Below are 14,566 nucleotides of genomic sequence, written 5' to 3' on the forward strand. Positions count from 1 at the left end.
GATCCCATTCCGAACTCAGAAGTGAAACACAGTATCGCCGATGGTAGTGTGGGGTTTCCCCATGTGAGAGTAGGTCATTTCCAGGCGCCTAATTTCTCGAAAGAGAGTGAATAGCCCGTTGCTAACGCAACGGGCTTTTTTACGTCTTCGATTTGTGGTTTTTGAGTTGATGAACTGACGGAACGACTGAATGTAGGGGGGTAATAGCATAGACATCATAGTGCTGTGGTCGATATTACCCAGGTGCGAGTCGAACATTTCCAGTCGCCACTCTTTTTTATCTTGGTCTGATAAGAGAGTGAATAGCCCGTTGCTAACGCAACGGGCTTTTTTACGTCTGTGATTTGTGGTTTTTAAGTTGATGAACTGACGGCACGACTGAATGTAGGGGGTAATAACATAGACATAATAGTGCTGTGCTCGATATTACACAGGTGCGAGTCAAACATTTCCAGTCGCCACTCTTTTTATCTTGGTATGATAAGAGAGTGAACAGCCCGTTGCTAACGCAACGGGCTTTTTTACGTCCGCAATTTGTGGTTTTTTGAGTTGATGAATTGACGGAACAACAATATTTAGGGACAGTGGATAAATCTCTAGCACCCTGTGTCGGGGATTTTTCGTTTAAGGGCTTTGAAACATTTCTCACCAGGGGGAAGTAGAAAGCTCGAACACAGTCAGACTCAATGCCATTGAGACATCCTGCATAATCGACACTACCGCATCCATATGGGTCGTAGCGTGAAGTCCTTGAGCTTATCAAGGACAGCTCGAAGCGAGGATAGCTCCGATAACTGTTCCAGCATTATTCTAATAGGCACCATTTCGAGTTTAACCATGACTGGCTTTTGTACGCCTGCAATTTGTAGCTTGTCCCGCTTTGAGGATAATAAAGAGTGTGGTAATCGAATATCAACTGCACTGTTGAGGTTTTCTTAGCGTGGATACCAAAGAAGGATAGCAGTGAGGTTGATATTCCAATGGTATATGGCCAATGAGCTATGAAAGAGTCGCTCTGATTCAAAAATGTAATTCATCTATAAGGGAGTGAGTAGCCTGTTGCTAAGGTAGTGGCTTTAGGGAAGTATCAGAATAGAACTCTAGAAGGTGGCGTTAATGACTTCGGTTAACGCAGTGTTTAGGGCTTCGTCGCATAAGAAATAATGACTATATTTTACTGGCGATTATAAACATTGGTTCCTGTTTACCATGACCGATTATTCGATAGCAGAAAGTAAGTAGTGTGATAATGTACCAAGCTAAATTTCATCTTAGTACAACCGACTCCTAAATGGTGATAGTTGAAGTATCACGGTTAGAGTTAATCTAGAGTTCTTGTATTTTCTTCGTCTAGCGACTTGACCTGTAACGGAAATATATAGTGTTTCTAAAGACCATAATTGGGTTGGCTTTATGGCTTGCTGATTGAAAAAAAGGCAGTCAGTGAGTTTGCCTTAAAAAATACTTTACCTTTTCGGTCAGTTTACGCATAGTGACGTCTTCAACAGGGGTGTAGCTCCAATTGGTAGAGCGGCGGTCTCCAAAACCGCATGTTGTGAGTTCGAGTCTCCCCACCCCTGCCAAATTAGAAAAAGCCGAGCATTAGCTCGGCTTTTTTACATCTGCAATTTTTCATATACCTGTTCGGTTCTATTATTTTGGTTTCTTTCAGTCAATTTACGCTGTTATGCATGTGTTGACCGAAAAAACTACAGTCGATCGGCTTTATATAAAAAAGTACTTTACCTTTTAGGCCTGTTTACGCATAATGCGTCTCGTCAACAGGGGTGTAGCTCCAATTGGTAGAGCGGCGGTCTCCAAAACCGCATGTTGTGAGTTCGAGTCTCCCCACCCCTGCCAAATTAGAAAAAGCCGAGCATTAGCTCGGCTTTTTTGCATCTGGAATTTAGAAACCTCAACGTTAGGATTAGATGGCTTCACAAGCTTGCGAGCGAACTGTTATCCTTACTCACCTTTATTCTCTTTTGAGCCAGTATGAAATCGAATGACTACTTAGATGCAATGGGGATTACCCGTTGGGTAAAAGCTAAATTGAAGGCTGAGGTATCAACCGTACTGGTGAGTCCGCGTAGGCTGACTGAGACTGACAGCCCCATCATTTCTAAAGTGCTTGAGATGCTTGGCTATGACCGTAAGCACGTACGCTTTGCCACAAGTGCTGAATCAAATTCAAAAGTCATTTGGGATATGCGCGGTAAACAAGTGGACAGCGTTGACAATATATTAATCTCGGCTCCGATTAATGAGATTGAATCTAACCCTGAAGCTAAAAAGTTACTATGGCGTAATATGCAGCCCTTTATCGTTAAAAAGGATTCAGAGTGACCGTTATCCCTCTTACTGAGCTATCGACGCCTGAGATGGCGCTAATAGCGGCCAGTGCGCATAGTCACCCGATGTCTGAGTCGACAATAAAGAGTTGCTTTGGGCCTTTGTATACTTGCTTAGGTCTATATGAGGGTGACGAGCTTTATGGTTTTGCGATATTGCATCAGATATTTGAAGATGCGACCTTAATGGATATATGTGTCGCACCAAGTCATCAAGGAAGAGGTTTCGGTAAAGCTTTGCTCGATAGGGTCATTGAGCAAGCTCGTGCTAATGATGCCGAAGTCCTATTGCTTGAAGTGCGTGAATCGGCAGTGGGTGCTCGGGCACTGTATGTCAAAGTAGGTTTTGAGCAGTCAGGGATCCGAAAAGGCTATTACAAAACAAATGCTGGGCCTGAAGATGCAATACTGATGACGCTGACTTTTTAGCGTGTGCTAATGGTATGAGTATAAGATAATAAAAATAGCGCCAGATAGGCGCTATTTTTTTATCTTTAAGATCTGACACAAGCGAGGCTATTTAACTTCTTTACCTTGTGCTTGCAGGTCTGCATGGTAGCTTGAGCGAACTAAAGGTCCACAAGCTGCATGGGTAAATCCAATGCTTTCTGCTAACACTTTCAACTCATCAAACTCTGCTGGAGGCACATAGCGCTCGACTGGCAGGTGGAATTTTGATGGTTGTAGGTATTGACCTAACGTCAGCATCTCAACATTGTGAGCGCGAAGATCGTGTAGTACTTGCGCTATCTCTTCGTTAGTCTCACCTAATCCCATCATAAGACCTGATTTAGTTGGTACGTTAGGGTGACGCTCTTTAAACTTCTTAAGCAGATCAAGTGACCATTGATAGTTTGCACCTGGTCGCGCTTTACGATAATGCATAGGCGCTGTTTCTAAGTTGTGGTTAAACACATCAGGCGGCTCGGTCGCTAAAATATCGAGCGCTTTATCGATGCGGCCACGGAAATCGGGCACCAAGGTTTCTATCTTAATTTGTGGATTTAGCAGGCGGATTTCGCGTATGCAATCAACAAAGTGCTGTGCTCCACCATCTCGTAAGTCATCACGGTCTACTGATGTGATAACCACGTACTTAAGTTTCATATCCTGGATTGTCTGAGCGAGCTTCTTTGGCTCTTCAGCATCAGGCTTTAGTGGACGTCCGTGTGCAACGTCGCAGAAAGGACAACGTCGAGTACAGATAGCACCTAAAATCATAAAGGTGGCCGTACCATGGTTGAAACATTCAGACAGGTTAGGGCATGACGCTTCTTCACAAACTGAGTGTAAGCCATTCTTACGTAGGGCTTGTTTAATCTCAGTAATACGTTGATTAGAGGCTGGCAGCTTAACGCGCAGCCAATCAGGCTTTCTCAGCATGGTGTCGCGCTCAGAAGGGACAACTTTCACTGGAATACGGGAAACCTTATCTGCGTCTCTTAACTTAACGCCAGGTTGTAATCTTTCAGGCCTATTCATAATGACTCTGGTAATCCTTGATGATGAACTAGGTTGCTTAAACCAAGCTCGTGGCTAAGGGTTTCAATTAATTGTTTGCCAGCTTCTTCGACAGTTTGTGGTCCACCGAGCTGTTTGCATTGGATCATCTCCATTCCGGCATACCCACATGGGTTGATGCGTTGAAAGGGGGACATGTCCATATCTACATTGAGAGCCAATCCATGGAAAGAGCATCCTTTTCTGATCCGTAGACCGAGTGATGCAATTTTTCGCTCTTCAACATACACGCCGGGTGCATCAGCTTTAGCATAAGCTTCTACATCATAACGTTTGAGCATGTTGACAATACTTTGTTCAATATGAGTGACGAGTTGTCGTACGCCCACTTTGAGTCGTTTAATATCTAACAGAGGATAAACAACTAATTGTCCTGGGCCGTGATAAGTCACCTGACCGCCGCGGTCAACTTGGATAACTGGGATGTCTCCAGGATTGAGGATATGCTCACTCTTACCAGCTTGGCCTTGAGTAAAGACGGGCGTATGTTCAACAATCCAGATCTCGTCAGGACTGTTTTCATCGCGATTATCTGTGTAGTGCTGCATCGCATGCCACACTGATTCGTAATCTTGCTTACCAAGATGTCGAATATGCAAAACGCTTTCTAGCAAGGGCAACCTCTCCCCCAAATATAAGTGTGGCTATTATACGCCTCAATTTGATAAATGTAAGACAGATCACATTTATCAGCAATGAGTAATATTTATAAGACGCGTTTAACACCCTCTATTTTGGCAAGTTCGACGTATAAGGTTTCTACATGTTCTTTGCTCAGGACCGTTACTCGAATCGTGATTGAGTGATAAGTGCCTTTACTTGAGACTTTCATGCTTGGCGAGTAATCGCCTGGAGCATGTTGTTGAACAACAGAAACAACACGTTCGGTTAAAGTTTCGTGAGCTTCACCGACAACTTTGAATGGAAATGAGTTTGGGAATTCCATTAATTCATCAAATTTAGTATCTAACATTTTTTACTCTCAGCAATTTCTCTAACTGTTATATGGTGTCAATTATAGCGAATTCAAGTGTACTAATACCAATTGCATTAAGTATATGTTCATTCAGTGGGAGCTCAAAGCGCTGAAGGCAAGTCGGAAGCTTGAAGTTAATAGTTATTCTATAGCAAGGGGTTCTGCCGCAGCATGCAGCGCTTTGAAACCCACCCAAAGGGAAGCGCTCAGGCATTCCACTTCTGCTTTACATTGGCTCACAAGGGAATACCATTCTCTCGGCAATGTACCTTGAATTGAAAAGCTTGAGCGTTTCTGAATTGACTACTTACTTAATGCAATTGGTATAATCTTGCTCTAGGTAATATCAAGCCTATTAAACGCAAAAAGCCACCCTGAGGTGGCTTATAATCGTGTTCGTCTGATTAACTCAACCAACCTTCAAACATTTGCTTAAAGTAGTCCATGAGTTGACTAAACCAACTGCCTTCGTTCACTTCTTGTAACGTTACAAGTGGGAACTGCGCAATATCCTTACCATTTAACTGGAAGTAGATGCGACCAACCGTTTCGCCTTTGGCTATAGGCGCTTTAAGCTCTTTGGTTAGCTCAAAGTTGGCTTGTAGGTTCTTGGCTTGACCACGGCTAATCGTGATGGGTGTATCAGTGGTTACGCCAAGATCAATGGTTTCTCTATCACCATACCAAATTTTTTGAGTAACGAAGCTATCACCTGCTTGGTAAGGAGTGACTGTTTCGAAAAAGCGGAAGCCGTAATTAAGCAGCTTTTTGCTCTCCGCTTTACGCGCTGATTCACTCTTGGTCCCCATGACGACTGAAATAAGACGCATGCCATCTTTGGTCGCTGAAGTCACTAGGTTATAGCCTGCACCAGAGGTGTGGCCAGTCTTTATACCGTCGACGTTTAGGCTCTTGTCCCACAAAAGACCGTTGCGGTTATATTGCTTGATGCCATTATAAGTAAAAGATTTTTCTTTGTAGACTGCATATTCATCAGGCACATCACGAATGATAGCAGCGCCTAAGATAGCCATATCATAGGCTGTGCTTTTATGGTTATCTGAATCAAGTCCGTGGGAGTTTTCAAAATAACTATCTTGCATGCCTAATTGCTTTGCCCATGAGTTCATCAGGTCAACAAAGCCGTCTTCTGTACCGGCGATATGCTCAGCCATTGCGACACAAGCGTCATTACCAGATTGAATGATAATGCCTTTGTTAAGCTCTGCCACCGAAACGGTTTTACCGACTTCGATAAACATTTTTGATGAATCAGGGAAGTTCTTTGACCAAGCTTTTTTACTAATAGTCACTTCATCTGAAGGTGATACGTTGCCAACTTTTATCTCATGACCAATGACATAACTGGTCATCATTTTAGTTAAGCTCGCAGGATTAAGGCTTTCGTATGCATTATTTTCTGCAATAATCTGCCCGGTATTGTAATCCAATAAGACATAGGCTTTAGCCGCAACAGTCGGTGCATTTGGCGTCATAACTGGGGCAGCTTGTGCAGAAAATGCGGCGATTGAGGTCGCGAGCAAAAGCGTTTTTATAGGTTGGTCTAATAAGTTCATATTAATCATGCACGTCTTTATTTTTAGGAATGATGAAAGCGAAGTTCCGCAAAGTATATCATTAGTCGACAAGCTAATTCGCGCTAGGTTCATTAATCTTGTTTCATTCTGTAATCAAGTAGCTTTGTGGATAACCGTGCTGTTTGAGTGTTTCTGTCAGTTTGCTCGCTAACTGCGCTTGTCCAATCGGACCAAGCTGCAAGCGGTATAGATTGTTAGATTCTTGCAACCGGCTGTTTACTTGGTATTTTTTTTCAAGATCTTTCGCTAAGGTTTCTAGGCGTTTTTTGTTAGAAGACGCGACAATTTGGATGAAATGTAGCTCAGTCCCTTTAAGCTCTGCTAATGCAATAGATTCCGGGTTGGCAATGTAGATAACTTCAAGGCTTACATTGGCGGTGCCAGTTTTTAGCATGTCGAGTCTATGGGCGGCAGCATAGGATAAGTCAATGAGTCGGTCTTCATGAAAGGGGCCGCGATCATTGACTCGAACAATGACACTTTTATTATTTTTTAGGTTAGTGACCCTCACATAACTCGGCAGTGGTAAGCTTTTGTGTGCCGCTGACATTGAGTACATATCATAGGTTTCACCATTAGAGGTTAAATGGCCATGAAACTTAGCGCCATACCAAGAGGCAATGCCTTTTTCTTGATAGCCTTGGCTGCTATCCATGACTTGATAGTTTTTACCTCGAACAGTGTAATTAGTCTTATTGCCGCCACGGCTATAGGGTTCAAACTTTGGATGAGCGTCTTCGACTTTTGACACATCAGGCGCCGATGCTGGCGCTTTATCATCGGCAATATCGTAGCGGCTGTTTTGGTTGCTGCTAGAGCAAGCAGCCAAAATAGCGGCTAATAAGATAACAACAAGGGTGTTAATGCGCTGCATAAGCTTGTTCAAGTTCCTGGCTAAACTGGTACACCGCCATCGCATAAAGCGGGCTTCGATTATAACGGGTGATGACGTAGAAATTTTTCAGACCTAGCCAGTACTCATCTTTGTCAGTTTGTTCTAGCTTAACCACTAGTGCGGGTTGAGATACATCTATATCCATCGATTTAGCAAGCGCTACACTGGGTGATAAAATATCCGCAATCGTGTAGTGCATCTTCTCTCCAGACCATGTTTTTACTGTTTCAGGCAGTTCTTTAGCCAAGGTTAATTTTACTGCCACTGGTTGGTTTTGTTGCCAGCCATGTTGATGAAAGTAATTTGCGACGCTGCCAATAGCATCCACCGGACTATTGAGTAGATCTCGACTGCCATCATTATCAAAGTCTACGGAGTAGTGACGGTAACTAGAGGGGATAAACTGGCCAAATCCCATCGCGCCAGCATACGAGCCTTTTAGGCTATTGATATCAAGCTTCTCTTCTTTTACTAATGCTTGCAGGTTAGCAAACTCACTGCGGAAGAAGGTTGCTCTTGGGGGGTAATGAAATCCTAATGTGTATAAAGCGTCTTTAACCGGGTAGTTGCCCATATAACCGCCGTAAAAAGTTTCTATTCCTATTATGGCGACAATTATTTGCGGATCAACATTGAACTCTTTAGCGGCTTTATCGATGGTTTTGGCATGTTCTTTCCAGAATGCTAGCCCTGCCGCGAGACGTTTTTCGGTAAGAAAAATCGGATAGTATTGGTGCCAAGGTTTAGCTTCCCAAGGCTTGGTCATAGCGTCAATAACCGCTTGGTTAAATTCCGCATTATCAATAAAGGCTTGAGTTTCGGCATCGCTAAAGCCTTTAGCGTTTTGCGTTTGGATAAACTCAGCTTTTAGCTCATCGACAGAGGGCTCTATGGCGTTTGCGAATGCGGAAACGGATAAAATGGTGAGCGCTAAGGGTGCTATAAAACGGTTTAACAGTGTCATCTGCTATACAATCCTCAATGTCGATTAAACGTTTACGGCGATACCTGAATACGGTAAACGTTATCGAGTTAATATTTGTTTTTGGTTGCTGTGAACATTATCTATCGATGAATCGTCTGTGAGTATGAATACTCATTAGAATCCCAAATCCAGTCATCAATGTCAGCATGGATGTACCACCATAACTGATTAACGGCAGTGGTACACCTACCACAGGCAATATGCCTGAAACCATGCCTATATTTACAAAAATATAAACGAAGAAGGTTAAGGTTATGCTACCCGCTAATAATCGAGCAAAACTAGTTTGGGCGCGTGAAGCAATAACGAGTCCGCGGCCGATGACATAAAGATACAGAGTCAACAGTAACAAGCTTCCGATAAGACCGAACTCTTCACCAATGACGGCGAAGATGAAGTCCGTATGACGCTCAGGCAAAAATTCGAGTTGAGATTGAGTACCCTCTAGCCAGCCTTTGCCCCACAGCCCACCAGAACCGATAGCAATTTTAGATTGAATGATATGGTAGCCGGCACCAAGAGGGTCTTTTTCTGGATTCAGTAGCGTAAGAACGCGGGTTCGCTGGTAATCGTGCATGAAGAAAAACCATAGCGCGGGTAACATGGCTAATACCGATCCGATAAACCCTCCCACAATTCGCCAGCTCATACCTGATAGAAACAATACAAATATACCTGATGCCGCGACCAGAATAGAGGTGCCTAAGTCGGGCTGTTTGGCAATCAGTAAGGTTGGCACCAGCAAAATGACGATAGCGCCGGCTAAGTAGCGTTTTTTGGGCGGCAGTGGGAACTTACTGATATACCAAGCCATGGTGATCGGAAAAGCGAGTTTCATTAACTCAGAAGGCTGGAACTCCATAAAACCAAGATTGAGCCAGCGCTGTGCGCCTTTATTAATCTCGCCAAAAAAATGCACTCCAAGTAGCAATATTATCCCCGTAATGTAGATAGGAAATGCCCAGCGGCGTAAGACTTCAGGGTTTATTTGCGCGACGGCAAACATGATCACCAGAGACAAGCCCATACGCACTAACTGACGGTCCATTAAGGCTAAGTCTTCACCACCAGCGGAGTAGATAACGAATAGCCCAAAGCCCATTAATGCTAAGAGTCCAATGAGTAAAGGCAGATCGATATGCAGGCGCTGCCATATATTTTGCCGATGGTTGTGTGCACTCATTCTTTTTTGTCCCATGAATCTCTTAGTAAATACTCATCAAGTAGAGCCCGTGCTACAGGGCCGGCATTTTTACCACCCCAACCCGCATTTTCAAGTACTACAGCCAGTACAATAGTGGGGTTCTCATAGGGTGCATAGGCAATAACCAATGCGTTGTCTCGTAAGCGTTCATCAATGGTATCAGCGTCATACTTAGCATCTTCTGCCAGACTGAATACCTGAGCTGTACCTGTTTTCATTGCCGCAGTATATTTGGCATCTTTGAAACGAGATTTGTGCGCAGTGTCCCGCATGGCTTCACTAATGATGTCCCAGTTCTCTGGGGTGTTAAGCACAATGGGAGCCAGCTCGTCTGTGGGCGAATCAATCTTGGCAGTTTGGTCTTGAATTGATTTAAGTAAATGCGGTACAAAACGGCGGCCTTTATTGGCCATAATAGTTGCAGCATTTGCCAGCTGTAGTGGGGTTGTCGTCCAGTACCCCTGACCAATACCGACGGAAATGGTATCGCCAATATACCAAGGCTGATTATAACGCAGACGTTTCCAATCTTTAGAGGGCATGATACCGGCGGACTCTTCATAGATATCGACACCCGTACGCTCACCAAACCCAAAGGGTTCCATAAATTTGGCAATAGCATCGACTCCGGTTTTATAGGCTAAGTCATAGAAATAGGTATCGCAGGAACCAACGATGGCGCTGTTAACATCAACCCAGCCATGACCCCAACGCTTCCAATCTCGGTATTTGCGTTCAACCCCTGGGATCTGCCAAAAACCAGGATCCCAAATACGGGTTTTTGGCGTGATAGCCTTACTTTCTAGCCCCAGTAGCGCAAGGTGTGGTTTAACCGTCGATGCTGGAGCGTATTGACCTTGGGTTGCACGGTTAATTAATGGCCGTGATGTTGAATTGAGCAGCTTGTTATAAGCTTTACTGCTAATACCGTGAACAAATGGGTTTGGATCGTAAGTTGGGCTTGATAAAAGAGCTAAAATTCCGCCATCGCGAGGATCAATAGCAACGACTGAACCACGGCGACCATTGAGTAACTCCATAGCCTTTTTTTGTAGATTAAGGTCTAAGGTTAGGTATATATCTTGGCCAGGGACCGGCGGCTCTGACTTTAAGGTACGAATGGTACGACCGCGGTTGTTGACCTCTTCTTCCAGATGACCTGGTTTGCCGAGCAGCATGCTTTCGTAAAACTTTTCTATACCCAGTTTGCCAATATCTTTGGTGGCGGCGTAGTTACTCCACTGATTATTTTTCTCAAGTGACGTTCTGTCACGACCATTGATTCTTCCAACGTAGCCCAACGCATGAGTCATTAGGCCATTATAAGGGTAATGACGTTTTAACCCCGCTTCTATCGAAATACCAGGGAATCGATGTTGATTGACACTAAACTCCGCGACTTGCTCTTCAGTAAGTTTGTTCTTAATGGTGAGAGGTTTAAAGCGTCGGTGGTATTTAAGTGCTTCAATGACACTCTCTTTTTCATCATCAGTGAGAGATATTATTTGACCAAGTTGGTCTAAGGTTTCACTGATGTTGTCGACTTTTTCAGGCACCATTTCCAAAGAGAAGAAAGGTTGGTTTTCGGCGAGTAACTGTCCATTACGGTCGTATATAAGACCTCGACTCGGGGCAACAGGTACGACCCTGATCCGGTTATCGTTGGATCGTGTTTCATAATCGTTGTATGAGAGGATTTGCAGCTGATACAGATTGACGAAAAGTAAGCTCAGCAGAATGAAAACACAAAGGAAAGTAAAAAGAGCGCGACGTTTAAACAGCGAGGCTTCAGCTGCATGGTCGTTCATGGTAATGCGCTTTCTAGGGGACACTTACATTTTCTCCTGCTCAAAAAAAGGTGCCAGGCACATATCTTATTCCCGTAAAGGTAAGACTAACTGAATGTAAAGTCGATATTATTCTCTATGGTAGGGATGATTATTATTAATGCTCCAGCCTCGGTAAAGACTTTCTGCAACAATCACTCTCACCAGAGGGTGGGGAAGGGTTAACGCTGATAAGCACCAACTTTGCGCTGCTGCTTGTTTACAGTCAGGGGATAAACCCTCGGGGCCGCCAATTAACAGACTGACATCACGGCCATCGAGTAGCCATTTATTCATCTGTTGTGCCAGTTCTGGAGTCTTCAGGTTTTTACCTGGAAGATCGAGGCTGACAATATGGTTACCCTTAGGGATTGCCGCCAACATTAACTCGCCCTCTTTTTGGAGGATGCGAGTTATATCGGCATTTTTACCGCGTTTGCCAGCAGGGATTTCAATTAACTCAAGCGCCATATCCCGAGGGAATCGGCGCTGATATTCTTTAAAACCTGTTTCGACCCAATCTGGCATGCGGGTCCCTACTGCAACTAACTGAATTTTCATTATTCAGGTTTTTCTGACCATAGTTTTTCAAGCTGGTAGAAGTCGCGAGTTTGATCTTGCATTACGTGCATGATCACATCGCCTAGGTCAACAAGAACCCATTCGCTGCTCTCACGGCCTTCGACACCTAAAATCTTTAGGCCAGCACGTTTTGATTCAACCACTAAGTTCTCTGCGATTGATTTTACATGAGTTTTTGAGTTACCTGTACAAACCACCATAAAATCGGCGATGTTAGATTTCTCTGATATGTCCATGACGACAATATCTTTAGCTTTAAGGTCTTCAACCTTATCGATTACAAATTGTTTTAGCTCGGCGCTTTCCACGCGGATACCCCATTAATTTTTAGACAGCGCGATAGTATAGCAGGTTATAGGGTTTAGATTAATAGCGAAGCTTAGAAATAATGAGATTAGCCGTGAAGAGTTTTGTGGGCAGCACTAAGCCTTTGAGCCATATAGTCTATGCTGCTTTATATACAACTGAACACTGGTGGGTAATGCCTCATCAACCGATAAGCCCTTGCTAATATCGGCGCGTATCTGAGTTGACGAAAATGGCTGCTCTGTGATTGATACGCAGAAAATACCACCGGTTTTTGGCTGGCTTTCTACTGCTGTTATTGCACTCTGTTGAGCTAACACCATTTGCATTGGATGCTCATCTGATAGTTTCCATCCTGGTCGCTGACACACCACTAAGTGGCACAAATCAAATAGGCTCTGCCATTGATACCAGCTCTGTAATCCTAAAAATGAATCCATCCCCATTAAAAAATAAAACTCATGCATTGGGTATTGTTGTTTAAGTGCAGTGAGCGTGGTGACTGTATAGGAGGGGGTTTCTCGACTGGCTTCAATTGCGCATAGTTGGAGTTGTGGAAATTCATTGCATACCGCTTGCGCCATTGCCAATCGGTCATCAGTGCTGACATGGGTGCTGTTTTTGTGCGGCGGAATATGATTTGGCATTAGCCAGATCCCATCCAACTCAAGCTGTTGCTGCACCTCCATCGCCGGACGAAGATGACCAAAGTGCAAGGGGTCGAAGGTGCCGCCTAGAATGCCTATTTTCATGATTAGTCTATGGCTATATGTTCAAGTGCTTTATGAGCTTTAGCATCAAAAAGCAGACTTACATGGCTAAGTCCGGTCCAGTCTTCTATGCCTTGCTGCTTAAGTTTTAGCTCTAGTACCGATGAGGTTGAAAGCAGCGTTTCGACTTGCGACAGTGATAACCGCTTGAGTGCCTGTTGATATAAAGGCTTACGTTTGTCCCAGATGCGTAACTTGCTCCAAAGGGCTTGAATTGGTTGACCGCTAGTTTCCGCTGTTTTGAGCTGCAGCAAAACGGTCAACTCTTTGAATAGTGACCAGAGTATGATTGGCATTGCCACTCCCTCACTTTTTAGCTGTGACAGAATATGCTGTGCTTTATCTTGTTGGTTACACAACATGGCATCAGTTAGCTGGAAAACACTAAAACGCGACTGGTCTTCAAAATATTGGGTTAACTGCTCCGGTTCAATCGGCGCTGTAGGGCTGAGTAATTGCAGTAATTGCAACGCTTGGTCCGCGGCAAGTAAATTGCCTTCATATAATGTAAACAGCATCTCTCGGGAATCACGCGATAAAGACAATGCATAATGGCTGATCCGAGTATCAAGCCAACGCTGAAACTGTGCCCCTTCTGGGGTGATACACGGAACATAAACGCCTTTAGCGTCTAAGGATTTGAACCATTTACTCTTGGTTTGTTCTGCTGCAAGTTTAGGGCCCGTTAAAATCAATAATACATCTGGATTATCCATCTGCATTAAAGATTGAAACATGGTGCTGCCTTCAGTGCCAGGTTTGGCGGTGGGCAGCGTGAGCTCAATAATACGGCGACTGGAGAACAAACTCATGGCTTGCCATTGTTCGATTAACTCATTCCAATTGAATCCGGTTTCTTGGGTTAATTGAATTTTCTCATCGAAGCCTTGCTGTTTAGCAACTTGGTACAATGCTATTCGGCTTTGTTCACATAGCCAAGGGTCATCGCCAAAAATAAGGCAACACTGTGGCAAAGGGCTGATATTTCGCAGCAACTGATCTGGGTATACCCGCATCAATTAACCTCTATAGTCGCCAAAGTCTGAATAATACGATCGGCAGCTTGATTGCGCATCTCTTTGAGTAGCAATTGCATCTCGCGGCTCTTTGCTAGCGCAGTACGCGGATCGTCCAAATAATCGCGGTGAATATCAACTTCAAAACGCTGAGATTCAGCATCTGGCAGTTGCACAGCAAAAGAGACTTGGTAGATTAACTCATACTCAGCCACGTTACCCGTTGGGTAAATGGACAGCGTTGAACGGTCTAGTGAGTCGCTAATAATGCGAACGGTTGGGATCTCATCTGTTGGCTCAACAACGGCAATACGGTTAAGTCTTAAACGTTCACGCACGAGACGAGTTAATTCACTGTATTCGTCTTGGCTACTTAAGCTCAATGTCTGCAACTGTTCAGGGATAGAGTAGCTTCCCTGTAATTTAAAGCCGCAACCCGCACTGAGCAGTACGCTCAGTGCTAAGGTTACTAAAAATATGCGTTTAATTAGCATAAGCTTTGTTTAGTCTTCCTTGTTTGCATTGTCGGTGTGCAA

At 44.1% G+C, this 14,566-nt stretch carries 15 protein-coding genes, 2 tRNA genes and 1 rRNA gene; 5 read left to right on the plus strand and 13 right to left on the minus strand.

What is annotated here, in order from left to right:
- The 5 genes from rrf to rimI all read left to right on the plus strand — a co-directional run.
- Positions 1–86 (plus strand): 5S ribosomal RNA (rrf, locus tag L2729_RS09450); the annotation flags it as partial.
- A 1,420-nt stretch (positions 87–1,506) separates the two neighbouring features.
- Positions 1,507–1,583 (plus strand) — tRNA-Trp (locus tag L2729_RS09455).
- 200 nt (positions 1,584–1,783) lie between these two features.
- Positions 1,784–1,860 (plus strand) — tRNA-Trp (locus L2729_RS09460).
- A gap of 135 nt (positions 1,861–1,995) precedes the next feature.
- The gene (locus tag L2729_RS09465; RefSeq protein ID WP_101089906.1) at positions 1,996–2,346 is read left to right on the plus strand and encodes a DNA polymerase III subunit psi; all 351 of its coding nucleotides are present in this window, start codon (positions 1,996–1,998) and stop codon (positions 2,344–2,346) included.
- Positions 2,347–2,381: 35 nt separating this feature from the next.
- Positions 2,382–2,780: a ribosomal protein S18-alanine N-acetyltransferase gene (gene rimI, locus L2729_RS09470; protein WP_248988166.1), complete on the plus strand. Its 399-nt coding sequence runs from the start codon at positions 2,382–2,384 to the stop codon at positions 2,778–2,780.
- An 87-nt stretch (positions 2,781–2,867) separates the two neighbouring features.
- Here rimI and lipA read toward each other — a convergent pair whose 3' ends face one another.
- The 13 genes from lipA to L2729_RS09535 all read right to left on the minus strand — a co-directional run bounded on the left by lipA (position 2,868) and on the right by L2729_RS09535 (position 14,524).
- Positions 2,868–3,833, minus strand: a complete 966-nt coding sequence (lipA, locus tag L2729_RS09475; protein ID WP_248988057.1) for a lipoyl synthase — start codon at positions 3,831–3,833, stop codon at positions 2,868–2,870.
- Positions 3,830–4,486, minus strand: coding sequence for a lipoyl(octanoyl) transferase LipB (gene lipB, locus L2729_RS09480; protein WP_101090029.1), 657 nt, complete (start codon positions 4,484–4,486; stop codon positions 3,830–3,832). The genes lipA and lipB overlap by 4 nt, the downstream gene beginning before the upstream one ends.
- Before the next feature lie 92 nt (positions 4,487–4,578).
- The gene (gene ybeD / locus L2729_RS09485; protein WP_248988058.1) at positions 4,579–4,845 is read right to left on the minus strand and encodes a DUF493 family protein YbeD; all 267 of its coding nucleotides are present in this window, start codon (positions 4,843–4,845) and stop codon (positions 4,579–4,581) included.
- Positions 4,846–5,252: 407 nt separating this feature from the next.
- Positions 5,253–6,425: a serine hydrolase gene (locus tag L2729_RS09490; RefSeq protein WP_248988167.1), complete on the minus strand. Its 1,173-nt coding sequence runs from the start codon at positions 6,423–6,425 to the stop codon at positions 5,253–5,255.
- A gap of 103 nt (positions 6,426–6,528) precedes the next feature.
- Complete coding sequence (locus L2729_RS09495) at positions 6,529–7,320, minus strand: septal ring lytic transglycosylase RlpA family protein (protein WP_248988059.1); 792 nt, start codon at positions 7,318–7,320, stop codon at positions 6,529–6,531.
- A complete protein-coding gene (mltB, locus tag L2729_RS09500) occupies positions 7,307–8,305 on the minus strand; it encodes a lytic murein transglycosylase B (protein WP_248988060.1) in 999 nt (332 codons plus the stop codon). Before mltB ends, L2729_RS09495 begins: the two co-directional genes overlap by 14 nt.
- 97 nt (positions 8,306–8,402) lie before the next feature.
- A complete protein-coding gene (gene rodA / locus L2729_RS09505; protein WP_248988061.1) occupies positions 8,403–9,509 on the minus strand; it encodes a rod shape-determining protein RodA in 1,107 nt (368 codons plus the stop codon).
- On the minus strand, positions 9,506–11,362 hold the full coding sequence (gene mrdA / locus L2729_RS09510; RefSeq protein WP_248988062.1) for a penicillin-binding protein 2: 1,857 nt from the start codon (positions 11,360–11,362) through the stop codon (positions 9,506–9,508). The genes rodA and mrdA overlap by 4 nt, the downstream gene beginning before the upstream one ends.
- A gap of 84 nt (positions 11,363–11,446) precedes the next feature.
- On the minus strand, positions 11,447–11,917 hold the full coding sequence (gene rlmH, locus L2729_RS09515; RefSeq protein ID WP_101089913.1) for a 23S rRNA (pseudouridine(1915)-N(3))-methyltransferase RlmH: 471 nt from the start codon (positions 11,915–11,917) through the stop codon (positions 11,447–11,449).
- A complete protein-coding gene (rsfS, locus tag L2729_RS09520; protein ID WP_101089914.1) occupies positions 11,917–12,246 on the minus strand; it encodes a ribosome silencing factor in 330 nt (109 codons plus the stop codon). Before rsfS ends, rlmH begins: the two co-directional genes overlap by 1 nt.
- A gap of 114 nt (positions 12,247–12,360) precedes the next feature.
- Positions 12,361–12,996: a nicotinate-nucleotide adenylyltransferase gene (gene nadD / locus L2729_RS09525; RefSeq protein ID WP_248988063.1), complete on the minus strand. Its 636-nt coding sequence runs from the start codon at positions 12,994–12,996 to the stop codon at positions 12,361–12,363.
- A gap of 2 nt (positions 12,997–12,998) precedes the next feature.
- On the minus strand, positions 12,999–14,030 hold the full coding sequence (holA, locus tag L2729_RS09530) for a DNA polymerase III subunit delta (protein WP_248988064.1): 1,032 nt from the start codon (positions 14,028–14,030) through the stop codon (positions 12,999–13,001).
- The gene (locus tag L2729_RS09535; protein ID WP_248988065.1) at positions 14,030–14,524 is read right to left on the minus strand and encodes an LPS-assembly lipoprotein LptE; all 495 of its coding nucleotides are present in this window, start codon (positions 14,522–14,524) and stop codon (positions 14,030–14,032) included. Before L2729_RS09535 ends, holA begins: the two co-directional genes overlap by 1 nt.
- Between the last annotated feature and the right edge of the window lie 42 nt (positions 14,525–14,566).

This window comes from Shewanella gelidimarina (assembly GCF_023283945.1).
GTDB classification, from domain to species: domain Bacteria; phylum Pseudomonadota; class Gammaproteobacteria; order Enterobacterales; family Shewanellaceae; genus Shewanella; species Shewanella gelidimarina.

What these genes read in the sequence shown, in the direction of transcription:
- L2729_RS09465 (WP_101089906.1), top strand. Translation starts at nt 1,996, where the DNA reads ATGAAATCGAATGACTACTTAGATGCAATGGGGATTACCCGTTGGGTA.
- rimI (WP_248988166.1), top strand. Translation starts at nt 2,382, where the DNA reads ATGGCGCTAATAGCGGCCAGTGCGCATAGTCACCCGATGTCTGAGTCG.
- lipA (WP_248988057.1), bottom strand. Translation starts at nt 3,833, where the DNA reads ATGAATAGGCCTGAAAGATTACAACCTGGCGTTAAGTTAAGAGACGCA.
- ybeD (WP_248988058.1), bottom strand. Translation starts at nt 4,845, where the DNA reads ATGTTAGATACTAAATTTGATGAATTAATGGAATTCCCAAACTCATTT.
- L2729_RS09490 (WP_248988167.1), bottom strand. Translation starts at nt 6,425, where the DNA reads ATGAACTTATTAGACCAACCTATAAAAACGCTTTTGCTCGCGACCTCA.
- L2729_RS09495 (WP_248988059.1), bottom strand. Translation starts at nt 7,320, where the DNA reads ATGCAGCGCATTAACACCCTTGTTGTTATCTTATTAGCCGCTATTTTG.
- mltB (WP_248988060.1), bottom strand. Translation starts at nt 8,305, where the DNA reads ATGACACTGTTAAACCGTTTTATAGCACCCTTAGCGCTCACCATTTTA.
- rodA (WP_248988061.1), bottom strand. Translation starts at nt 9,509, where the DNA reads ATGAGTGCACACAACCATCGGCAAAATATATGGCAGCGCCTGCATATC.
- rlmH (WP_101089913.1), bottom strand. Translation starts at nt 11,917, where the DNA reads ATGAAAATTCAGTTAGTTGCAGTAGGGACCCGCATGCCAGATTGGGTC.
- nadD (WP_248988063.1), bottom strand. Translation starts at nt 12,996, where the DNA reads ATGAAAATAGGCATTCTAGGCGGCACCTTCGACCCCTTGCACTTTGGT.
- holA (WP_248988064.1), bottom strand. Translation starts at nt 14,030, where the DNA reads ATGCGGGTATACCCAGATCAGTTGCTGCGAAATATCAGCCCTTTGCCA.
- L2729_RS09535 (WP_248988065.1), bottom strand. Translation starts at nt 14,524, where the DNA reads ATGCTAATTAAACGCATATTTTTAGTAACCTTAGCACTGAGCGTACTG.